21 protein-coding genes and 4 pseudogenes are annotated in these 21,431 nt (G+C 73.0%); 16 read left to right on the top strand and 9 right to left on the bottom strand.

Features of this window, described 5'->3' with window-relative positions:
• Positions 1–31: 31 nt before the first annotated feature.
• Positions 32–997 (bottom strand): NAD-dependent epimerase/dehydratase family protein, encoded by a 966-nt coding sequence (locus tag ABZY20_RS29495; RefSeq protein ID WP_356445317.1) that lies wholly within the window; start codon positions 995–997, stop codon positions 32–34.
• A gap of 190 nt (positions 998–1,187) precedes the next feature.
• On the bottom strand, positions 1,188–1,715 hold the full coding sequence (locus ABZY20_RS29490) for a hypothetical protein (protein WP_356445316.1): 528 nt from the start codon (positions 1,713–1,715) through the stop codon (positions 1,188–1,190).
• Positions 1,716–1,980: 265 nt separating this feature from the next.
• Between ABZY20_RS29490 and ABZY20_RS29485 the strand changes: the two genes are divergently transcribed.
• On the top strand, positions 1,981–2,613 hold the full coding sequence (locus tag ABZY20_RS29485) for a hypothetical protein (RefSeq protein WP_356445315.1): 633 nt from the start codon (positions 1,981–1,983) through the stop codon (positions 2,611–2,613).
• Positions 2,610–3,143: a hypothetical protein gene (locus ABZY20_RS29480; RefSeq protein ID WP_356445314.1), complete on the top strand. Its 534-nt coding sequence runs from the start codon at positions 2,610–2,612 to the stop codon at positions 3,141–3,143. Before ABZY20_RS29485 ends, ABZY20_RS29480 begins: the two co-directional genes overlap by 4 nt.
• A gap of 4 nt (positions 3,144–3,147) precedes the next feature.
• On the opposite strand, the gene ABZY20_RS29475 is transcribed toward ABZY20_RS29480, so the two are convergent.
• Positions 3,148–3,471: a hypothetical protein gene (locus tag ABZY20_RS29475; RefSeq protein ID WP_356445313.1), complete on the bottom strand. Its 324-nt coding sequence runs from the start codon at positions 3,469–3,471 to the stop codon at positions 3,148–3,150.
• Positions 3,472–3,643: 172 nt separating this feature from the next.
• Between ABZY20_RS29475 and ABZY20_RS29470 the strand changes: the two genes are divergently transcribed.
• Positions 3,644–4,498, top strand: a complete 855-nt coding sequence (locus tag ABZY20_RS29470) for a fructosamine kinase family protein (RefSeq protein ID WP_356445312.1) — start codon at positions 3,644–3,646, stop codon at positions 4,496–4,498.
• Between the two features lie 3 nt (positions 4,499–4,501).
• On the opposite strand, the gene ABZY20_RS29465 is transcribed toward ABZY20_RS29470, so the two are convergent.
• Both ABZY20_RS29465 and ABZY20_RS29460 read right to left on the bottom strand, forming a co-directional pair.
• Positions 4,502–6,160, bottom strand: a complete 1,659-nt coding sequence (locus tag ABZY20_RS29465; RefSeq protein ID WP_356445311.1) for a catalase — start codon at positions 6,158–6,160, stop codon at positions 4,502–4,504.
• A 299-nt stretch (positions 6,161–6,459) separates the two neighbouring features.
• Positions 6,460–8,061, bottom strand: coding sequence for a hypothetical protein (locus ABZY20_RS29460; RefSeq protein WP_356445310.1), 1,602 nt, complete (start codon positions 8,059–8,061; stop codon positions 6,460–6,462).
• 94 nt (positions 8,062–8,155) lie between these two features.
• Between ABZY20_RS29460 and ABZY20_RS29455 the strand changes: the two genes are divergently transcribed.
• On the top strand, positions 8,156–8,770 hold the full coding sequence (locus tag ABZY20_RS29455; RefSeq protein WP_356445309.1) for a hypothetical protein: 615 nt from the start codon (positions 8,156–8,158) through the stop codon (positions 8,768–8,770).
• A gap of 164 nt (positions 8,771–8,934) precedes the next feature.
• Here ABZY20_RS29455 and ABZY20_RS29450 read toward each other — a convergent pair.
• Positions 8,935–9,549, bottom strand: a pseudogene (locus ABZY20_RS29450) (phosphotransferase); the annotation flags it as partial.
• Between the two features lie 2 nt (positions 9,550–9,551).
• A pseudogene (locus ABZY20_RS29445) lies at positions 9,552–9,722 on the bottom strand (helix-turn-helix transcriptional regulator); the annotation flags it as partial.
• Between the two features lie 325 nt (positions 9,723–10,047).
• Here ABZY20_RS29445 and ABZY20_RS29440 point away from each other — a divergent pair.
• From ABZY20_RS29440 to ABZY20_RS29415, 6 genes and pseudogenes are all read left to right on the top strand, one after another.
• Positions 10,048–10,512: a hypothetical protein gene (locus tag ABZY20_RS29440; RefSeq protein ID WP_356445308.1), complete on the top strand. Its 465-nt coding sequence runs from the start codon at positions 10,048–10,050 to the stop codon at positions 10,510–10,512.
• Between the two features lie 8 nt (positions 10,513–10,520).
• Positions 10,521–12,035 carry a hypothetical protein gene (locus tag ABZY20_RS29435; RefSeq protein ID WP_356445306.1) on the top strand — a complete coding sequence of 505 codons (1,515 nt, stop codon included), beginning with the start codon at positions 10,521–10,523 and terminating at the stop codon, positions 12,033–12,035.
• Positions 12,032–12,772 (top strand): hypothetical protein, encoded by a 741-nt coding sequence (locus tag ABZY20_RS29430; RefSeq protein WP_356445304.1) that lies wholly within the window; start codon positions 12,032–12,034, stop codon positions 12,770–12,772. The genes ABZY20_RS29435 and ABZY20_RS29430 overlap by 4 nt, the downstream gene beginning before the upstream one ends.
• Positions 12,773–12,799: 27 nt before the next feature.
• The gene (locus tag ABZY20_RS29425; protein ID WP_356445302.1) at positions 12,800–13,024 is read left to right on the top strand and encodes a hypothetical protein; all 225 of its coding nucleotides are present in this window, start codon (positions 12,800–12,802) and stop codon (positions 13,022–13,024) included.
• A gap of 391 nt (positions 13,025–13,415) precedes the next feature.
• A complete protein-coding gene (locus ABZY20_RS29420; RefSeq protein ID WP_356445300.1) occupies positions 13,416–13,769 on the top strand; it encodes a hypothetical protein in 354 nt (117 codons plus the stop codon).
• Positions 13,762–14,649, top strand: a pseudogene (locus ABZY20_RS29415) (DUF3696 domain-containing protein); the annotation flags it as partial. The gene ABZY20_RS29420 and the pseudogene ABZY20_RS29415, both read left to right, overlap by 8 nt.
• Positions 14,650–14,717: 68 nt before the next feature.
• Here ABZY20_RS29415 and ABZY20_RS29410 read toward each other — a convergent pair.
• A pseudogene (locus ABZY20_RS29410) lies at positions 14,718–15,056 on the bottom strand (hypothetical protein); the annotation flags it as partial.
• 141 nt (positions 15,057–15,197) lie between these two features.
• Entirely contained in the window at positions 15,198–15,434 is a 237-nt protein-coding gene (locus ABZY20_RS29405; protein ID WP_356445299.1) for a hypothetical protein, read from the bottom strand.
• A gap of 341 nt (positions 15,435–15,775) precedes the next feature.
• On the opposite strand from ABZY20_RS29405, the gene ABZY20_RS29400 reads away from it, so the two are divergent.
• The 6 genes from ABZY20_RS29400 to ABZY20_RS29375 are packed head-to-tail and all read left to right on the top strand — an operon-like array spanning position 15,776 to position 21,343.
• A complete protein-coding gene (locus ABZY20_RS29400; protein WP_356445297.1) occupies positions 15,776–17,509 on the top strand; it encodes an ATP-binding protein in 1,734 nt (577 codons plus the stop codon).
• The gene (locus ABZY20_RS29395; protein ID WP_356445295.1) at positions 17,506–17,928 is read left to right on the top strand and encodes a roadblock/LC7 domain-containing protein; all 423 of its coding nucleotides are present in this window, start codon (positions 17,506–17,508) and stop codon (positions 17,926–17,928) included. Before ABZY20_RS29400 ends, ABZY20_RS29395 begins: the two co-directional genes overlap by 4 nt.
• Positions 17,925–18,287 carry a DUF742 domain-containing protein gene (locus ABZY20_RS29390; protein WP_356445293.1) on the top strand — a complete coding sequence of 121 codons (363 nt, stop codon included), beginning with the start codon at positions 17,925–17,927 and terminating at the stop codon, positions 18,285–18,287. Before ABZY20_RS29395 ends, ABZY20_RS29390 begins: the two co-directional genes overlap by 4 nt.
• The gene (locus ABZY20_RS29385) at positions 18,259–18,885 is read left to right on the top strand and encodes an ATP/GTP-binding protein (protein ID WP_356445291.1); all 627 of its coding nucleotides are present in this window, start codon (positions 18,259–18,261) and stop codon (positions 18,883–18,885) included. The genes ABZY20_RS29390 and ABZY20_RS29385 overlap by 29 nt, the downstream gene beginning before the upstream one ends.
• A complete protein-coding gene (locus tag ABZY20_RS29380) occupies positions 18,882–20,120 on the top strand; it encodes a cytochrome P450 (protein ID WP_356445289.1) in 1,239 nt (412 codons plus the stop codon). The genes ABZY20_RS29385 and ABZY20_RS29380 overlap by 4 nt, the downstream gene beginning before the upstream one ends.
• Positions 20,117–21,343 (top strand): cytochrome P450, encoded by a 1,227-nt coding sequence (locus ABZY20_RS29375; RefSeq protein ID WP_356445287.1) that lies wholly within the window; start codon positions 20,117–20,119, stop codon positions 21,341–21,343. The genes ABZY20_RS29380 and ABZY20_RS29375 overlap by 4 nt, the downstream gene beginning before the upstream one ends.
• The last annotated feature ends 88 nt before the right edge of the window (positions 21,344–21,431 follow it).

Here is a 21,431-nt window from a genome sequence, read left to right as displayed (position 1 = left end):
TGGGGGGCGAACCGGGCGCGGGCGGCTGGGGTCAGCCGTCCGTCGCGTCCTGGCGGAACCAGGCGATCGTGCGCCGCAGTCCCTCCTCGGCGCGCACCCGCGGCTCCCAGCCGAGCTTGTCGCGGGCCAGGGTGATGTCCGGGCAGCGCACGGCCGGGTCGTCCACCGGGCGTTCGATGAAGCGGATCTCCGAGGGCGACGCGGCGAGTTCGACGACCAGCCGGGCCAGGTCGAGCATCGTGATCTCGGAGGGGTTGCCGATGTTGACCGGTCCGCGCATGCCCTGGGCGGCCGCCGCGAGGACGCCGCGGACCGTGTCGTCGACGTAGCACAGCGAGCGGGTCTGGCGGCCGTCGCCGGTCACGGTGAGGGGATCGCCGGCCAGGGCCTGCCGTACGAAGGTCGGCACCGCGCGTCCGTCGTGGCCGCGCATCCGGGGGCCGTAGGTGTTGAACAGCCGCACGATGCAGGTGTCGGTACCGTGGGTCTCGGCGTGGGCGGTGGTGAGGGCCTCGCCGAAGCGCTTGGCCTCGTCGTAGACGCTGCGCGGCCCGACGGGGTTGACGTTGCCCCAGTAGCGCTCGTCCTGGGGGTTCTGCTGCGGGTCGCCGTAGACCTCGGAGGTCGAGGCGAGGACGAAGCGGGCCCGGGCGGAGTGTGCGAGTTCCAGGGCGTTGCGGGTGCCGAGGCTGCCCGTCTCCATGGTGTGCAGCGGCAGCCGCAGATAGTCGGCCGGGGACGCCGGGGAGGCGAAGTGCAGGACGAGGTCCGGCGGGCGCTTGATCCGCATCCCCTCGGTGACGTTGGCCTGCACCAGCGTGAAGCCGGGCTGTTCGAGCAGCGGGGCTATGTTCTCCGGCCGGCCGGTGCTGAAGTCGTCCACGCAGGTGACGGCGGCGCCCGCGTCCAGCAGGGCGGCGCACAGGTGGGAGCCGACGAACCCGGCGCCGCCGGTGACGACGGCGTGTTCCCAGTTCCGTGAGAAGGCGGTGGTCATGTCGGTCTCTCCTCCGTCGGCGTCACGGCACTCAGCGTCCGTCGGCGGCGGGCCGGGGGCACGGTCGCCTACGGCAAACCGGTGACGTACGGAGAGTGACGAGGGGTGCGCGAGGGGACGTCGGCGCAGTTCATGACGGCTCTGCGGCCGATGACCACGGGCCGGTCACGGAGGCGGGGAGGGAACCGCGTCAGGCGATCAGCGTGCGCCCCGGGTGCAGCCGGTCGAGGAGCTCGGCCCGGTGGAGTTCCGTCACGGGGGCGAGCAGGTCCGGGTGGCGCAGGAGCGCGGCGGCGCGGCGGTCGCCGTCGTCGGGCGCGACGAGCCGGCGGAACTCGGCGGGCGTGCCGGTGCCGTGGCCGTCAGCGGCGACGGCGGCCACCGCCCGGGCGGCCAGCTCCGGGTCGGTGAGCAGACCGGCCGCCCAGCTCGCCACGACCTCGTCCACCCAGGTGCGCCAGGCGTGTGCGTCGGGGTCGTCGTCCGCGGCCGCGTCCGCGCCGGTGATCCAGTCCAGCCGCGCCGCGCCGCCGGGGCCGAGCAGGCCGAGCAGGGCGGCGTCCGTCTCCGTGGGGTACCGGAGCCACGCCGCGACCGTCACCGCCTGCCGGGCCTGCACCTCGCACAGGGCAGAGGCCAGCGCGCCGCCGGAAGCGGGGAAGGCACGGGTCAGCCACTGCGCGGTCGCCGCGATGACAGGGGAGAGATCTGCTGGCACTGCCGGGCCGTCCGTCCGAGGGGAGGGGGCGGGATCTGGTCGTAGACGGTAACGGCCACCGCCCCGGCCCCGACGTGACCGGGACCTCGAAGGTGACGTGGCTTCGGCCACATCGCGCGGGGCGGCTGCCGGACCGGCGCGCGACATCGGGACGTGCGGCAGGTGGCTGCCGTTTCGCCCCGAGAGCCCCGGGCACCCGCCCGGCGTGCGCTTCCCCAGACCCGAAACCGCAGGCCCCGGCCGGTATGCCCGGAAGCGGCCGCCGTTGCTGTCGCTGCGCTTCGACGGCTGGATCGCCGGGCTCGGCACGGCGTCCGGTACGCGGCTGGTGCTCGGGCACTGGCCGGGGTCGCCCTTCGGGCTGTTCAGCGACGTGATGGTCGAGGGGCCGGACGGGCACCGTCTGCTGCTGGCGCCCTCGCGGCAGGTCGCGGACTTCGTCGCCGCCACCTACCTCTTCGACGAGGTACGTGTCGTGCCCGTCGGGGTGGGCGTCACCGGCCGCCGGCACTGGACCGTCTCCGCCCCGCCGCTCGACCTCCGCTTCAGCACCGGCCGGAGGAACCTGACGGGCCTCGCCCTGCGGGCCGTGCCGGGTCCGCTGGCCGTCAGCCCGGGCTGGCTCGCGCTGTGGGACCGGCCGGCCCGGCTGCTGCTGGGCGCCCGCACCCATGCCACGGCCCGCGCGGGCCGGCACCAGTGGTACGGCGCCCGGGACCTGCACCCGGTCGTCTCGGCCACGGCCGTCCACGAGGGCCGCGACCTCGGCGGACTGGCCCCGGTGGAGCCGCCCGTACGGTTCGGGTCCGGCTCGGCACCCCGCCCTCCCAGCCTCGTACGGGTCACCACCACCGTGACCGTGGCACGGGACGCGAGTACGACAGGAGCAGCGTCATGACGGATCAGGGAGCGGACGCGCCGGGCACCGGGCGTGCCCCGGCCACGGACATGTCCCTGCTCGGCATCTACCTCAACGACCATCTCGCCGGTGCCACCGCCGCCACCGCGCGGGCGCGGTCCGTGCTGCGCGCGTGCCGGGACACGCCCCTCGCCGACGCGCTGGCCCCGGTCGCCGCGGGGATCGCGGAGGACCGGGAGAGTCTGATCGGCATCCTGCGGCGGCTCGACGTGCCGGTGCGGCGCTACAAGGTGTACGCGGGCCGGGCGGTCGAGCAGGTGGGGCGCCTGAAGGGCAACGGCAGCCTGATCAGGCGGTCGCCGCTGAGCACGCTGTGGGACCTGGAAGGGCTGCGGCTGGGGGTGGAGGGCAAGACGGCGGGCTGGCGGACGCTGCGCGACCTGGCCGCCACGGACCCCCGCCTGGACGCGGGACAGCTCGACGAACTCCTCGCCCGGGCCGGTCGCCAGCTCGACACGCTGGAGGAACTGCGGCGCGCACAGGCCGAGGCCGCCTTCCGCCCCGCCTGAGGGCCTACCAGAACCGGCTGCTGAGCGCGGGCTGGTGGGTCAGCTCCACGGCGTCCCGCAGCCGCAGCGCGACGCTGATGGTGGCGCGCAGCGCGGAGGGCGGTACGGACTGGGCCGTCTCGGTGGCCAGGACGAGCAGGCAGGCCGCGGCCTGCTCCACCACCGACACGGGCAGGACGAAGTCGCTGTCGGCGGCCGCGCGGAACGCCTTCAGGGGGACGCCCGCTCCGTCGATGGCCCGGTGCGCGGCCTGCTCCAGATGCTGGGCGGCCTCTTCGCACACGGGGGCGGGCAGGGCGATGGTGCGCTGGAACGATGAAGTCGTCATGCCCCGACTGCTCCCCCGGCGCCGGGCCGTTCTGTCGGTGCGCGGCGGCATTTCACCGTCCCGCGTGACCGGCACGTGCCGCCGAATGTGCCGTCCGCGTACGGAATTTCACGCCCGCCGGCCCGGGGCACGCCACACTCGGAACCGACCGCGGCAGGGAGAGGAGACACGTATGACCGACCGTGCGGATGTCGTGGCCCGGCTCACCGGACGCAGGACCGGCGGGGAACGCCCCCTGTCCGGCGCGCTCACCGAGGTCTGTCTCGACGACGGGCGGGTGGTGGTCGTCAAACGGGCCGAGGACGCGCGGGCGGCACGGGCCGAGGCCGCCGGATTGCGGTGGCTGGCCGAGGCCGGGACCGTGCGGGTGCCGCGGGTGCACGGCCGGGACGAGGGCTGGCTGGTCCTCGACCGGGTCGCGGAGGGACGGCCGAGCCGGGAGGCGGCGTTCCGGTTCGGGCGGGAGCTGGCCGCGCTGCACGCCGCCGGGGCGCCCGCGTTCGGGGCGCCGCCGCCCGACGGGCCCGTGGACGCCCGCATCGGGCTCGCTCCGATGCGCAACGAGCCCGGCACCGACTGGCCGGGCTGGTACGCCGAGCACCGCGTGCTGCCGTATCTGCGGCGCGCCGTCGACCAGGGCACGCTCCACCCGGGCGAGGCGACCGTCGTGGAACGGCTGTGCGCGCGGCTGCCGGACCTCGCGGGACCCGCCGAGCCGCCCGCGCGGCTGCACGGCGATCTGTGGAACGGCAACGTGCTGTGGGGAACGGACGGACGGGTGTGGCTGATCGACCCGGCCGCGCACGGCGGGCACCGCGAGACGGACCTGGCCATGCTGCGGCTCTTCGGCTGTCCCCATCTGGAGCAGGTGCTCGACGGCTACCAGGACCGGGCCCCGCTGGCCGACGGCTGGACCGCACGCGTCGGCGTGCACCAGCTGTTCCCGCTGCTGGTGCACGCCGTGCTGTTCGGCCGCGGCTACGCGGAACAGGCCCTCGCGGTGGCCCGTACGGCCCTGCCGGGGTGACGGTCAGCGCGTCACGACGTGCCGCTCGTCGGGGACGCAGTGGGTCATGGTGAGTCCCTCGACGTCGCGCGGCTTGTTCCGGCCGAGGTTGGACAGGCGCTCACGGTCGTCGTCCGTGAGGTCCTGGCTCGCCAGCGGTTCCAGGCCCGCCACGTCCTCCGGGGTGATGCCCAGACCCTCGCCGACCCGCAGGCCGAGGTCGTTCTCGACCAGCAGGAAGTGCCAGACCATGCGCTCCTGGACGGCCCGGTCGCACCGGGACAGTTGACCGATGAAGTTCTTCACCAGGTCGTCGCGCTCCCAGTCCTCCATCAGCAGGTAGCGCTGACCGGCCTGGAGGTAGTCGTTGGTGCGGGGGATGCGCTTGCGGGTGAGCCGGCCGGTGATCTCGGGGCCCTGCTCGTCATGGGTCGGGTACTGGGCCTCGCGCAGGCCGCCGGTGATGGACGGCTCGTAGTTGACCTGCGGGTTCTCGCCGCCGCCGTCCTGGTGGTACGCCATCTGCCCGTCGCGCTGGTTGGTGCGCACGTCGGCGTTCCTGGCCTGGTTGACGGGGAGCTGGAGGTAGTTCGGGCCGACCCGGTAGCGCTGGGTGTCGCTGTAGGAGAAGGTCCGGCCGACGAGCATCTTGTCGTCGGAGAAGTCGAGGCCGTCGACGAGGACGCCGGTGCCGAAGGAGATCTGCTCGTTCTCGGCGAAGAAGTTCTCCGGCATCCGGTCGAGCACCATCCGGCCCACCGGCTTCGGCGGGAAGTCCTGCTCGGGCCAGGTCTTGGTGTCGTCCAGCGGGTCGAAGTCCAGCTCCGGGTGGTCGTGGTCGTCCATCATCTGGACGAGCAGTTCCCATTCGGGGTGTTCGCCCCGGGCGACCGCCTCGTACAGGTCCTTGGTGGCGTGGCCCAGGGTGTCGGCCTGGACGTTGGCCGCGTCCTCCTCGGTCATGCTGCGCACGCCCTGCCTGGGCATCCAGTGGTACTTGACCAGCTTGGTCTCACCCTCGGCGTTGACCCACTTGTAGGTGTTGACGCCGAAGCCCTGCATGTGGCGGTAGTCGGCCGGGATGCCGCGCGGGCTGAACAGGTTGACCAGCATGTGCATCGCCTCGGGCGTCTGCGACATGAAGTCGAAAATGCGGTTCGGCTGCTGCTCGAAGGTCACCGGGTCCGGTTTGAGGGCGTGGATGACGTCCGGGAACTTGATGGCGTCACGGATGAAGAAGACGCCCAAATTGTTGCCGACCAGGTCCCAGTTGCCGTCCTCGGTGTAGAACTTCACGGCGAAACCGCGCGGGTCCCTGGCGGCCTCGGAGGAGTCGCGCCCGCCGATGACGGTGGAGAAGCGCACGGCCACGTCCGTGCGCTTGCCGCGCTCCTGGAGGAGTTTCGCCCGGGTGTAGCGGCTGACGGGCTCGTCGCCCCAGGTGCCGTAGGCCTCGAAGTGCCCGTAGGCGGTGACGCCGCGGGCGTGCACGACACGCTCGGGGATGCGCTCCCGGTCGAAGTGGCTGATCTTCTCCAGGAACTGGTAGTTCTCCAGCGTGGCGGGGCCGCGGGCACCGACGGTGCGCTGGTTCTGGTTGTCGTGGACCGGATGGCCCTGGCGGTTGGTGAGGACCTTGCGGTCGTCGCCCGGCGCGGGACCGGTGCCGGATACGTCCGTCATGAGCGGGAGCTCCTTCGACTCGGGGCCGGCGGCCGCCCGGGACGGCACCGCGAACAGCCGTCCGGCCGGTCGTGGCAGGAACGCCCGGGTACCCGGTGGGGCGGGGTCAGTCACGTGGGACGGACGCATCCACCCGAGCGGCCCATCCGGTGCCGCGGTCTTCCCTTCCGCAACGGATCGCACCGACCGCGACGGCCCGCACCGGCCCGCACCGGCCCGCGACGGGGAGGCCCGGCCGGGCGGCGCCGGCCTGCCGCGGCGTGCGGGAGACGGCCGCCCCGGGCAGGACCGCCTCCGGACTACGCCTTCCGGCCTGCGCAGACGGCTCTGACCTCGGCGAGCAGGGCGGGCCAGTGCTCGCCGTAGGCGCCTATGGCCGCGTACACCGCGTCGACGGCGGCCGCCAGCGGGTCGGGGGCGGCGGCCGCCGTCACCGCCGGGAGGGCCATGTGCGGTTGCGAGTACCGGAGGGACGGGTCCGGCACGCCGAAGGTGAGGGCGAGGCCGAGGCCGCGCGACACCGGGTCTGCGGGCTCCGGCGGGTCCGGCGGCTCGGGCGAGTCCGCGGGCTCAGGGGGCTCCGGCAGGTCCAGCAGGTCCGCCGGCTCCCCCGGGTCCAGCGGGCCGAAGGTGACGGCGGGGCCGAGGCCCCGCGACACCGGGTCCGCGGGCTCCGGCGGATCCGGCGGCTCGGGCGAGTCCGCGGGCTCGGGCGAGTCCGCGGGCTCAGGCGGCTCCGGCGGGTCCAGCAGGTCCGCCGGCTCCCCCGGATCCGGCAGGTTCGGCGACTCGGGCAGGTCCGCCAGCTCGGGTGAGTCCGCGGGCTCCGCCGACTCCCCCGACTCCGACAGGTCCGGCGGCCGCGCGGCGCCCCGGGCGGGTCCTGTCACCAGCACCGCCGCGTCGTCGACGGACAGGGCTGCGGTGCACGGGGAACCGGTCTGCCGGACGGGGGGCGGCCCGGGTGGGACGGCCCGGCCGACCGTCCGGTCCGGGAGGCGCGGGTCGGAGGCCAGTGTCTGCCACATGCGGGTGTCGTCGCCGAACGGCGGGGGCAGCGGGCGGCCTTCGTCGAGGGCCGTGAGCGCGTCGGCGACCCAGTCGAGAGCGGTGAGCCCGGCGACCTCGCAGGCCCGGCGGGCCGCCAGCAGCGCCACCGCGCGCCGGGTGGCGGGGCCGGCCGCGTCGAGCGCGTGGAGGAGATCGGGGGCGAAGGCGCGCAGCCCTCTGACGTCGCCTCCGAGGCCGCGCAGGGCCTCGCTCGGCGGCTTCCCGCCCCATTCCCGGCGTTCGAGGGCGAGCAAACGTTCCCGTTCCGCGGTCTCCCGGGCCAGGCGGGCCCTGCGCTCCGTCTCGGCGCGCTCGGCCGGGGTGGGCGGGGGCGGCAGGTCCCGGGCGTAGGCGTGGCAGTGCGCGGCGATCCATGAGGTCTGCTTCAGGACGCGGTCCGGCTCGGGCGGGGCGGGCCAGAACTGCAGCAGATAGCGGTCCAGTTGGGGTTCTTCACCGAGGCGGGTGTCCTCGTGGTGCGCCCGGTCCATGCCCTGGGCGCAGTACCGCACGCGGTACCCGGTCTCCTCCAGGCCGAGCGGCCAGGCGGCCTCTCCCGCCCACTGGACGAGCATGCTGTCCGTCGAGAGCGGGCGGAAGGACACCTCGACCACGTCCTCCCATTCCGGGTCCAGCGGCGGGGCCTGTTCGTGCACTTCGACCGTGAAGCCCACGCCGCCCGTGTGCAGGCCGGTGCGGAGCCACAGGGTGCCCGGCGCGGCCGCCCCGCACAGCCCTCCGCTCTGCCCGGCGAACGCCTCCGCGAGGCCCGGGCCGTCGCCGTCCGGATCGCTCTCGACGTGGATCTGGCCGTAGTGCACGTGGACCTCTCCGTCGACCGGCCTGCGCACGATCGTTCCCCCTCGTCCCGGGATGCCATGGTGGACTGCGGCATGGTGGCATCCGCCACTGACAGTCGGACTCGGTCACGGGAGGGGCGGACAGGTGCGGCACGTCCACTGGATCGGGGGCGGGAGCGGCGCGGGCAAGTCGACCATCGCCCGCCGGCTCGCGCGGCGGCACGGCTGGCGCGTCTACGCGACCGACGACGTGATGGCGGATCACGCGCGCCGGACCACCGCCCGGGACGCGCCCCTGCTGCACGCGTTCCTGGCCATGGACATGGACGAGCGCTGGGTGAACAGGTCCCCCGAGGAGATGCTGGAGACGTTTCCCTGGTTCCACGGGGAGGCGTTCGGCCTGATCGTCGAGGATCTGCTGCGCATGCCGTCGGAGCCGCCTGTCGTGGTCGAGGGTTTCCGGCTGCTGCCGCGTCTCGTGGAGCCGCTGCTGCCCGACCGGCGGCACGCGGTCTGGCTGCTGCCCACGCCCGGCTTCCGGCAGGCCGCCTTCCGCAGCCGGGCCGGGCACGAGGCGAGGTTCACGGCGAGGACCGGCCACCCGGAGCGGGCGGAACGCAACCTGGCCGTGCGGGACGACCTGTTCACCGGGCGGCTCCGCGAGGAGACCGCGCGCCTGGGGCTGCCCGCCGTCGCCGTGGACCGCACGATGACGGAGGACCGGCTGGCCCGGTGCGTCAGTGAGGTCTTCGGGCTCTGACCCGGCCCGGCGGACCCGCGACGGCCGCCCGTCACGGCCGGGCCGCCCGATCACCGTCGGGCCGCCCAGTCACTGCCGGGCCGTCCTGCCACCGCTGGGCCGCCGAGTCGCTGCCGGGGCACCCGGTCACCACCGGGCCGCCCAGTCACCCCCGGGCCGCCCGGTCACCGCCGGAGCGTCGCGGTGAGGCGCCGCAGGGAAGCACGGGCGGGCGGGCCCCAGGTCGGCTTGCCTCCGGGGCGGCCGTGGACGCCGGCGTCCGCGATGTGCAGGCAGGCCAGGGCGAGCAGCACCGCCCGGCCCCGGGCGCGGCGCAGGGTGGCCGCGTCCGGGGCCGGCCGGCAGGCGGCGTGGAAGCGGTCGACGGCGCCGTCCGGCAGCAGGATCCAGGCGGCGGCGAGGTCGAAGGCCGGATCGCCGGCGAAGAGGTCCCCGAAGTCGATCACCCCGGACAGGGGGCCGTCGGTGGTCAGCACGTTGGCCGGGTGCAGATCGCCGTGCAGTCAGAGTCGCGGGCCCGTCCAGTCGGGGGCGGCGGCGTCCTCCCAGACCGCGCGGACGGCGTCCGGGTCGTGGACCAGCCCTCGCTCGGCGGCCGGGGCGAGCTGCCGGGTGAGGTGTGCGGCGGTGCCGGACAGCGGTCCGCCCCGATCCCGGCCCTCGGGTGCCCCATCGGGCGCGGGCCGGTGAAGGGCCGTCAGGAAGCCGGCCAGGGCGTCGGCCGCCTCCGCGGCGCGCGTGACGGGGGCGCGGTCGGCGGGCTCGCCCGGCACCCAGGTGGCGCGATCGTGGAGGCCGAGTACCCGGTCCGCGACCCGAACTCGGCCCGCTCCAGCCCCGCCCGCAGCCGGAACCGCTTCAGCTGCCGACCGAAAACCCGGAGGATGCCCGACCCCGGCTCGGGCGCCCCCGAAGCCTCCGTCTCGCCCTCCGAGCCCGTGTCCGCAGCCACGGTTTCATCCGGCTGCCGTACCAGTTCGCTCACCCGCCCGCTCACCTCCACTACCCGTACCGACCGCTGCCCACGCCAGGAAGCACGCGCCGACCACGCCTCCGAACCTCGAAAGTTCACCAGAACAAGTGCTCATGCAGCCGAGAGAGCCCCTTCGGCCTTGTGGCGACCATGCCGTTCCAGGCAATCCCGGCCGAGTAGCCGAGTCGCAGGTCAAGCTGAACGGCTGCTCACATGTACGGGGTTGATAGATTTGCGTGAGCGACGGGCGGCAGCCATTGCACGGCTCGCCGAAGCATGACCGGGGACGGGACGGGGGACCGAAGTGGCTTGGGAAGAGTGGGAGAGGGCCAAGGCTGCGGCGTCGGAGGGCCAGGCTGTGCGGATGCGGCTGAATCAGGCCGGGGCGGCAGGTGTCGGCGACTCGGATCTCGTGGTGCACCGAGACGACCTCGGGGCCGTCGGTCACGAGGCGTTCATACTCCACAGCGAGCTGAAGAAGAAGGCCGACGTCGCCGGTGCGGGCGTGGACAAGAACGGATCCGGGTCCACCATGCAGGCGGCCGCCGCGCTCAAGAGCCACAACCTCGGGCTCGGTGCGGAACTGGAGTCGACGGTCGAGATCTGGACCTCGCAGGTGAAGCACGTCCTCCAAGCCTGCGCGCACATCTCCAACCACCTCGACTACAGCAAGAAGCTGTATGCGCGGGAGGACGCCGGGATCGCAGCCGAGATCCGGGGCCGTACTGGATCGTTGCCCGTCTCAGCGCTGAACGACTACTTCAAGTAGGTCGCGTCATGGGAGATTTGTCGTACTCGGACCTCATGGCCCTGGACCTCACCAAGCTGGGCACGGCTGCGTCCGACTGGAGAACGATGGCCGGCGATCTGGCCAAGCTCACGACCGACGTACGGGACGGCTTGACGAAGAAGTCCGACGGCGCCCGCTGGGAGGGCGTCAACGCCGGCGTGACCAAGGACTTCGTGCGCAAAACGGCCACAGAGTTCACGGACCTCCAGACAGAGGCCGAGAGCATCGCCAACGTCCTCGGCGACGCCCACGCCGAGCTGACGCGGTACCAGAAGCAGGCACAGAGCCTCAGCGATTCGGCGCGCAAGGGCGACCCGGCCCACGAACCGCCGGACCCAGGCCTCCTCGTCTTCGACGGTCCGGGCGGCACGGTTCGCGTCTCGGAGGCGATGTGCACTCCCGACGGCCCCGACCAGCGCACCAAGGACCGGATCCAGTGGTACGCGGACACTCTCACCGGAATCGTCCAGCACGCCGCCGAGGTCGACGCGGCGGCAGTACGCGCGCTGCGCAAGAGCCACGGCAACGACCCGCACAACGCGGGCCATGCCCGGTACACCTCCCTTGACGAGGAACAACTGCCGCGCGCGAAGGAACTGGCCGCGCTCGGCGGGGACGCGAGCCCGAAGCAGCGGGCCGAACTGGGGCGCCTGTGGGAGTCCCTGAGCCCCGAGGCACGGGCACAGCTCTGGCTGGCGCAGAAGGACGACCTGCTGGCCGCAGGCATTCTCAGCCCCACCATGCCGCAGATCGCGGCGGACGCGGGCTCGGGAAGACACGGGTCCGAGTCACCAGGCTTCGACGAGTGGACCACCAAGCAGAAGATGGAGTTGCTGACGGAGGGCGCCGACTGGAAGGGCATGACGGACGCGTCCCGCCACATGGCCCACTTCCTGGGAAACAGCGGCAGCGTCATGAACCTGCCCGTGGACAAGATGATGACGGACGTCCCCGCCTTCAGGACGTACGTCGACGACATCGTCCGGCTGAACCAGGACGACTGGCGCAAGCAGGCTCTCGCGGAGTTCGAGAAGAACGGAGGAAAACCGGTCGCCTTCCCGGTCGAGGCGAAGCAACCCGAGGGCTTCTACTTCACTCAGCAGGTTGATCCCAACTGGTACTACGCGGTGGGCGGCGCCAATACCAACGTCACCGGCGTGGTGACGGCCGTTCCGGATGTGAATGGCAACCCCAAGATCAGCATCGACTACCAGGCAAACGTCTGGGACCGCTACAACTGGGACGAGGGCAAGGGCGTCAACGTCGGCCCGCTGGACATCCCCGACGGAGAGATGGCCAAGCTGCACCGGGTAGGCCTCGCCCAGGAGTTCGACATGACGGGCAGTAGCAGCGTCAAGAACTACGATCTCGGCTCCTCGGAGCCCAACGACGACCCGCTACCGGGTCCCGACGACAGCAGGGACGGACGCTTGAATCCCGGCCGAGAGCAACAGCAGGACCGTACGACCGGCAGGGCGGCGGAGAGGGCGGACGGCCGATGAACGACGTCTACGCGTACCGGGCACCCGAGGAAGGCGGCGGCAACGGCGGTCGTGGTGGCCGCCGCTGGTGGCTCATCGCAGGCGTGACCGCCGGCGTACTGGCCCTCTCGGGCGTCGTGACCGCAGGGGCGTGGCTCCTCGCCGACCAGGGCGGCGACGGCGCCGACGGCCGCGTGGCGGAACAAGCTGCGGACGCGAGGTGGGCCGAGGGGATCTCGTCGGAGTGGATGAGCGAGCAGATGGGCCTTGACATCCCGGTCACGGCCCGGTCCCCACAGGCCGCGTACGAGGTCACCTCCCGTTTCGACACGGGCCTGCTCACCTTCACGCTGACGAGGTCCGAGGCGGAGACCTACCTTAAGGAGCATCCCGCGGAGGGCAAGTGGCTGAAGCCCTCGTCCACGCAGGCCGACGTCACTCCCCATGACTTCGCCCACCTCGGGCTCCCGGAACCCGAGACGTTCAAGGACGGCATGCGCTACGGCTACGTCTGCCCCGCCGCCGCCAAGGCCACCGAGGACCCCGGCACCTCCGGAACCCCCGACAACCCGTACGGCACGTCCGACGCGTACGACACGTCAGACAAGCGCTGCGTCCGTCTGTACGCACACGAGTACTCGCCGAAGCGCACCCGCATCTACCTCCGCGCCCACTTCGAACCTGGCATCAGCCCTCTTCCGGCGACCCCGTCCTCATCGGCATCGGCATCGGCATCGGCATCGGCATCGGCAGACTAAGGGCCTCGTCGGTGACTGGAAACCGCCTTGCAGGATCCTGCGCAGAACATCTTCATCGTTTCGGAGTACCTGGCCCAACTCAAGGCGGAGAGTGAGTTCGCCGCTGTGCCGGCCGAGGAGATGACACCGGCCCAGTACCAGGAACTCGCCGCGCGTTACAACGGCAGGCCGTCCTGGCAGACCGACGACACCCAGGGCTACGGGCCTGGGTTCGCGAACAATCTGGACGAGGCAAGGAACGCACTGCGCTGATGATCAGCCCTTCCCACTGGGACGACGACCGCGGCTGCCTCCGTGTGGTCCTCGCTGTGCCCCTCACCCTGCTCACCCTCATCGCCGCGTACTTCTGCTGGACGGCATGGACCATCACCCCGTCCGGCACCTGGGACGACGACGCGTATGGCGGAATCGTTCTGTCGTGCGTCGTCACCATCGCCGCCGCCGTGGCCGCGGCGGCGCTGTGGCTGGGGCCTTCGGGGCGGAGGGCCATGCGGTGGTGGTGGATGTTCCCAGCTCTGCTGTTGGCCGCTGTGTCTACGCTTCCTCGCGTTCGCGATGACTCCGCCCGAGCGGTACGTCACGCAGGACTTCGACGGCTTCCTCCGCAAAGCCATGCACCGCATCAACGCACTGCCGGCTGAAGTTGCTGACAGAGCTGGAGCGGCGCTTCTATCTCGCGATGGTGGACTGCGGACGGATCTTCGGAGACCAGGGACAGGGGTTCCGCAAGCAGTTCAGCGGCGTCAGCCGCCGGTACCCCATCAACAAGGCCCTGTTCAGGACCCAAGCGGTGATCGTGGAGCGGTGCGACTCCGAGGAGATCGACATCCTGTGCGCGCGGGCACCGGTCCTCCGGGAGAAGTTCCAGAAGCTGATGGACGACCCGGCCTTCTACGACGCCATCTCCTCAGGCACCGGCGACGCCAACAAGATCAACTACCGCTTCCAGTCCATGAAGGAGCTGTTTCGCGAGGTGTTGGAGTCCACGGATGCTTGAGTCGCTCACCCTCACCGACTTCAAGGCATTCGCCCGCCAGGAACTGCGCCTCGCCCCTTTCACGCTGCTGACCGGGCTGAACTCGTCGGGCAAGAGCTCCGTGCTCCAGTCCCTCGCCCTGCTCCGGCAGTCGTACGAGTCGGGCGACCTCGCCCCCGTCGGCGACCGTGACGCCGGGCTGCTCCTCAACGAGGAGCTTGTGCAACTCGGTACCGGGCAGGACGTGCGGCACGAGTCGTACGACGACACGGGGCCGCACATCGCGTTCACAGTACGGGGAGGCGGAGCGGCGGAGCAGTGGACGGCGCTCTACGAGCGTGAGGCCGACCACCTGAAGCTGCTTCGGGAAGAGGACGGGCAGATCCTCGAGGCGTCTGTCGAACCGGCCGTGCTGCTGCCGACGTTGTTCGGGCCGGGCTTCCAGTACCCCAAGGCGGACCGGGTCTCGCCGCAGGTCAGTTTCCCCCGTTCGCATCACGCCGTCACACCCGCGGATTCCTCGGCGCGCACGGCGAGCACACAGTCAACTATCTGCGCCTTCACCACGATGAACCCGTCGCGGCGGGCTCGCTCATCCTCCCGGACGCCTCTTCCAACAGCCTCCTCGGGCAGACCCAGGCATGGATGCAGCAGCTCTGCCCGGGGGGGCTCTCAAGGCGGAGGACATCGCCGGCACAGATGCCGTCCGCCTCAGCCACCGCTTCGGCTCCGGTGCGTTGGCCTCCAACAGCGGCCCACCAACATCGGCTTCGGACTCACGTACGTCCTGCCGATCGTCGTCGCCTGCCTGTCGGCCAAGCCAGGGACACTGATCCTGCTGGAGAACCCGGAGGCGCACCCGCACCCGCAGGGCCAGACCTGGATGGCGTACCTGGCGAGCGCCGCGGCGGCCAGCGGGGTGCAGATCGTGATGGAGACGCACAGCGACCACGTACTCAATGGACTGCGGCTGACGAGCCAGGGCCTCGGGAACCGCGAGGAGGGCTCGCCCAGGTGCTGCGGCACGGGCACGCGCAGCGGAAGGCGCGGTGCGAGCGGCGGCAGCCAGGGGTGTTCCTTGCGCAGCAGCGCGTCCGCGGACCCCGTCGCCCAGGGCAGCCGCACGGCGAGGTCGTCGCCGAGCCGCCACACCTGGTTGTCCCAGCCGCGCGCCCCGAGCCGCAGGGGCCGGTCCGCCAGATCGGGGTGCTGGTCACGCAGCAGGTCCCGGATCAGTTCCTCGGTGATCTCCGTCGTGGTGGCTGCCGGGGGGCAACGGTAGACGGGACCGGCGGCGGGCGGGAGGATGCCCGACGTCTGACTGCCCAACTTCCCTTCCCGCCGGTCCGTCTGACGACGCGTCGGCCAGAAGGCACTCGACCCGCGCAGCACGCGGAAAGGCCCGGACCCCGCCTGGCGGGAGTCCGGGCCCGGGCGGGCCGGGTGGCCTCAGCCGCCGTCGAGGCGTGCCCGCAGGAGTCCCTTGCCCAGTTCCGCACCCTTGCGGCTGTCCGCTTGGGCCTTGCGGAACAGGTCGGCGACCTCGGTGTCCTTGGCGCGCTCCGCGTCCTGGATGTAGCTCTCCAGGCGCAGGGCGTTGCTCAGGCACGCCTCGACGTACCAGATCAGGTTGTAGTCCTTGTCCTGCGTACCGGTTGCGCCGCCGGTCTCGGTCTCGCTGGTCATTCGGACCTCCTTCTCGCGGAGCGGGCCTCTTCAGGGCGACGGTCGGGTACCCGCCCGCCGAGGTGGCACACAGGCCTTCGCGGTGCCATTCGGCGGCGGCCCGGTCACGCCCCTCCCGGCGGACCCGGCGGGTCCGCGGGCAGCGCCAACTCCTCTCCCCCGGACGGCAATCCCGACAGTTGCCACAGATGCGACCAGACGGCGATCACTTTCGAAACGAAGTGCCGCTCCCACCGTGCGAGATCAGGCGATGACGGTGTGTACTGTGCTCCGGATGGCCGGATGGTCCGCCCGAGGACCTCGGACTCCGCCCTGCCCGACTCCCCACTGGAATCGACTCGATGATCGAAATACCGGACCTGGTCGCCGGCGGTCTCGCCGTCGGCACGCTGTCCGCGTTCGCCCTCGGCGGCGGGCTGCTGCGCTCCCGGCGGCAGCTGGCCGAACAGCGCGCGAAGACGGCCGCGCTGCGGGCGCAACTCGACGGTACCTCACGGGCGTTCGCGGCCGAGGTCGAGCACCTGGCGGCGCGGCGCCTGCCCGCCGCGGCCCGGCAGACCGCGCACCCGCACGTCACTGTGCCCGGCCCGCTGAACCCGCAGCTCGCCGGTTCGCCCCTGGGACTGGCGCTGGAGCAGGTGCTGAAGGCGCTGCACGCCGAACTCGCCGCGCAGCGCACCCGGATCGACGCGGCCGCGCAGGCCGGGATGCGCGGGGCCACCCGGGAGATCCAGGCGGCGCTATACCGGCTGCAGGACGCCCTGCGCGGGCTGCAGCAGCGCTACGACGACCCGGAGCTGGCGCAGACCCTCTTCGAGCTGGACCACGAGAACGAGCAGTCGCTGCGCCGTGCGCAGGTCGCGGCGGTGGTGTGCGGGGCCTGGGTGGGGCTCGCCCGGGAGGAGTCCCACCTCGTCGACGCGGTGACGGGCGGTCAGGCCCGGCTCGCGGGCTACCAGCGGGTGCGCGTCCACAACCACCTCGCGGCCGGGACGGCCCTGGTATCCCACGCCGTCGAGCCGGTCGCGATCATCGTCGCCGAACTCCTCGACAACGCGCTGCGGCACTCCGCGCCCGACACCGAGGTAGTGGTCAACCTGGAGGCCGTCCACCACGGTGTCTGCGTCACCGTCGACGACGCCGGGCTGGGCATGACGCAGGAGGAACGGGCCCGTGCGCAGAGGCTGGTGGGCGGTTCCGAGCCCATCCTGCTCACCGAGCTCGGCGACCCGCCGCGCATGGGCCTCGCCGCCATCGGCCAGCTGACCCGGCAGTTCGATCTGGGCGTGGACCTGTCCTCCCCGTCGCCGTACGGGGGCGTCCGGGCGGTGCTGCGGGTCGACAGCCACCTGCTGACGCGGATCGACCCCGAGGAGCTTCCCCCGGCGGCCAGTGCCCCGCGCTCGACGCGCAGGCCGGAGCGGGACACGGCGGGTGCTCCGCGTGCCGCCGCCCGAAGCGCGGCCGACGGCCCGGACCCGGCACCGGCGTCCCCGCCCCGGCGGCCGGAACCGGCCACTCCCGGCCCGGCCCCGGAATCCGACCTGGCCCCGGAATCCGGCCCGGCCCCGGGGCCCGGCCCGGCTCCGGCCGGTGTCGCCGCCGTGGGCGAGCCGGGCCCGGACGCGCCGCCCCGGGAGTCCGCGCCCGCTTCCCCCCGGCACCCCGGCGCCCGTCCCACCGGCCCGGACGGCGAACGCGACCACGACTACGGGGCCGACCAGGACGAGCACGTCTCCGCCCCGGCCCCCGGACACCAGGGTCCGCGCGACAGCGGCGGCCTCCCGCAGCGGCGGCGCCGCAGCCGCGCCGGTGCCCCCGGTGCTCCCGCCGCCGCGGACGTGGCCGCCCCCGCCCCCAGGCGCGCGCCGCGGCGCCCCGAGGAGGCCGCCGCCGCGCTCGGCGCCCTGCAGTCCGGCACGGCGGCCGCACGGTCCGCCGCCGGGTCGAACACCGGAGCCTTCCCGGCCGTACCTGACAGTGCCCCGGCCACGGCGCCGGCCGGCACCGCATCCGACGACACAGCGACCGACGACACCGACAGCAACGATCACGAAGGGGGAACGGCGCCATGAGCGGCCACGCGACGGGGGACACGGCATGGGTGCTCGATCCGGTCCTGGAGGTGCCGCACACCGTGGCCGCCGTCCTGCTCACCCGGGACGGGCTCGTCACGGGCTACACCGACGCGCTGTCGCAGCCGTCGGCCGAGCGGGTCGCGGCGATCACCAGCACGGTGCAGGGCGCCTGCCGCACCGCGGCGGCGGCGTTCGCCGACTCGGACCGTGCGGACGTCCGGCAGGTCGTCATCGAGTCGGACCACGGCTACGTGCTCATCGTGCCGACGGACCACGGCACCTGCGTGGCCGCGTACGGCGATCCGGAAGTGCGCCTGGACCTGCTCGCCCACCGGGTGCACTCGCAGGTGGCACGGCTGGGCGAGAAGGCGATGGCCGCCGGTCCACGAGGCACCGACGGCGACGCACCGGCATGACCGGTCGCCGAGGCGGCCGTCCCCTGGTTCCCGCGTATCTGTCGACCGGCGGTGTGGCCCGGCCCAGCCGGACCCACCTGGAGCGGCTGTCGGTCCTCACCGGCAGCGGTGAGCCGGCCCCCGCCGACCTGCCCGCCGCCCAGGCGGCCCTGCTCGAGGAACTGGAGTACGGGTCGCTGACGGTGGTGGAGGCCGCGGCGCTGCTGCGGCTGCCCGTCTCCGCCGTGCTGGTGCTGGCCGCCGGCCTCCTGGACCGCGATCTGGTGCTGGCCCGCGCGCCCATCCCGCCGGCCCGGCGCTTCGACCCCGACCTGCTGAAGAGAGTGGCCGATGGCCTCCGCGACCTCAAGCACCGTTGACGCCCGGACCGGCGGTGCGGACATCCATCTCCCCGACACCGCCCGCGACCTGGTGAAGATCCTGGTCACGGGACCCTTCGGGGTGGGCAAGACCACCCTGATCCGCTCGGTGTCGGAGATCCGCCCGCTGCACACCGAGGAGCTCCTGACCGAGGCGTCCGCGCAGGTGGACGATCTCGCCGGGGTGCGCGACAAGTCGACCACGACCGTCGCCATCGACTTCGGCCGGATCAGCCTGCCGGGCGGGGTGGTGCTGTACCTGTTCGGCACGCCCGGCCAGGAGCGGTTCCGGGAGCTGTGGGACGACATCGCCTACGGGGCGCTCGGCGCGCTCGTCCTGGTCGACGCCCGCCGTATCGACGCCTCGTTCGACGTGCTCGGGCTGGTCGAGGAGTCCGGACTGCCGTACGCGGTCGCCTTCAACACCTTCCCGGACGCGCCCCGCCACCACACCCCCGAGCAGCTGCGCGCCGCCCTGGACCTGGAACCGACGACCCCGATGGTGACCTGCGACGCGCGGGAGGCCGACTCCTCCGTCGACGCCCTGCTCGCGCTGGTGCAGCACCTGATCGACCACCACCCCCCGGAGCCCCGGTGACCCACCCCTCCCCCGCTGAGCAGGCCTTCTCCCTCGCGGCGCCCGTCCGCCTGTGGGAGGACGGCTTCGCCCGCGATCCCTACGCGTACTACGCGGCCCTGCGCGCCCAGGGCCCGGTCGGCTGGGCCGAACTCGCCCCCGGCGTCCCGGCGTACGTCGTCACCGACCGGCGCGCGGCGCTGGACCTGCTGCACGACACGGAGGCGTTCTCGCACGATCCCCGGCCGTGGGAGGCCACCGTCCCCGACGACTCGCCGGTGCTCGGCATGATGCGGTGGCGGCCCAACCTGCTGTTCGCCGACGGCGCCGCGCACATCCGCTACCGCACCTCCCTGGTGGACGCCTTCGACCTGGTGGAGCCGCACGATCTGCGGGCCCGGGTGCACGCGGCGGTGCACCTGTTGGTGAGCCGGTTCGGGCCGCGCGGCGAGGCCGACCTGGTGGGCGAGTTCACCAGGCCGCTGATGGCGCTGATCTTCAACAGCCTGTTCGGGCTGCCGGACAGCGCGAGCGACCGGCTGGACGCCGCCATCGGCAAGATCATCGAGGGCGGCGCGCAGGCGGCGCAGGGCGAGGCCGAGTACGCCGGGTACGTGCTGGAGCTCATCGCCGCCAAGATCGAGCAGCGCGGGGAGGACCTGGCGAGCCGGCTGCTGGACCATCCGGCGCAACTGACCCACGAGGAGGTCACCTGGCAGGTGTTCCTCACGCTCGGCGCGGGCCACGAGCCGACGGCCAACCTGGTGGCGAACGCCCTGTCGCGGATCCTCGGCAACCCGGCCTTCTACTCGACGCTGACCAGCGGCGCCCGCCCGGTCACCGACGCGGTGCTGGACGTCCTGCACCACGAGACGCCGCTCGCCAACTACGGCATCCACTACGCCCGTACGCCCCTCACCTTCCACGGCACCTGGATCCGGGCGGCGGTGCCGGTGGTGATCAGCTACGGGGCCCTCGCGCACGCCGCCGAGCAGGAGCGCGGCGCGGACCGCCACCCGGGCGACGTCTCCCACCTGTCCTGGTCGGCGGGGCCGCACGCCTGCCCCGTCCGGCAGCAGGCGATGCTCATCGCCACCGAGGCGATCGAGCGGCTCACGCAGTGGCTGCCCGACCTCGAACCGGTGCTGCCCCGTGAGCGCCTCACCTGGCGGCCCGGGCCGTTCCACCGTTCGCTGACCGCACTGCCCGTGCGTTTCACCCCCCGCTCCCCCGACCAGCCAGGAGGACGCCCGTGACCGTGACCGACCGCATCGCGCTCGACCCGTTCGGCGCCGACATCGCCGCCGAGAGCGCCCGGCTGCGCGCCCTCGGCCCGGTCGTCCCCGTCGAGCTGCCCGGCGGCATCCCCGCCTGGGCGCCCACCGGGTACGACACGCTCAAGGAACTCATCCTCGACCCGAACGTCAGCAAGGACCCGCGGCTGCACTGGCGGCTGTGGCCCGAGATCGGCGACCACCCGTCCTGGGCGTGGATCCTGGGCTGGGTGGGCGTGGTCAACATGCTCTCCACGTACGGCGCCGACCACACGCGGCTGCGCAAACTGGTGGCGCCCAGCTTCACCCACCGGCGCACCGAGGCGATGCGGCCCCGGGTGGAGGCGATCACGGCGGAGCTGCTGGACGCGCTCGACGCGGCGGGCGAGGAGGTCGTCGACGTCAAGGAGCGCTTCGCCCACCCGCTGCCGATGCGCATGATCTGCGAACTGTTCGGCGTCCCGGACGACCTGCGCGAGGCCACCGGCCGGCTGGTCGCGGCCATCATGGACACCACCGACCCGAGCCCGGAGCACGCGGCGTCCGTCCAGCGGCAGATCGGCACGGTGCTGCCCGCGCTGATCGCGCACAAGGCCGCCCACCCCGGCGACGACATGACCACGGAGCTGATCCGCGTCCGGGACGAGGACGGCGACCGGCTCAGCGACGAGGAACTGCTGTACACGCTGCTGCTGGTCATCGGCGCCGGGTACGAGACCACGGTCAACCTGGTGGGCAACGCGGTCGTCGCCCTGCTGCGCAGCCCCGGGCAGCTGGCGGCCGTGCGGTCCGGGGAGACCGGCTGGGACGCCGTGATCGACGAGACGCTGCGCGTGCACCCGTCGATCGCCTCGCTGCCGCTGCGGTTCGCCGTCACCGACCTGACCGTCGGCGGTGTGCGGATCCCGGCCGGCGACGCCATCATCACGACGTTCGCCGCCGCGGGGCTCGATCCCGAGCGCTACGGGCCGGACGCAGACGTCTTCGACGCCACGCGCGCCGCCGACGACCACCTGTCGTTCGGGATCGGCGTGCACCGCTGTATCGGCGCGCCGCTGGCCCGGCTGGAGGCCCTCACCGCGCTGCCCGCGCTCTTCGACCGCTTCCCGGACCTGCGCCTGGCCGCCGGCGAGGAGGGCCTGCGCCAGGTGCCGTCCTTCATCGCCTTCGGCTGGCAGGAGATCCCGGTGCGGCTGCGGGGCTGAGCGGGACGCGGACGGCCCGGGCGGTGCGCGGGAGCCCGACCGGTCCCCCGTTCCGGTCGTGCTCCCGCGGTTCACAGAACCTACGTCG

This window comes from Streptomyces sp. NPDC006624 (assembly GCF_040611555.1).
Classification (GTDB): Bacteria; Actinomycetota; Actinomycetes; order Streptomycetales; family Streptomycetaceae; genus Streptomyces.
The sequence above is the reverse complement of the archived record's forward strand: the minus strand, read 5'-3'. Positions and strand labels throughout refer to the sequence as shown.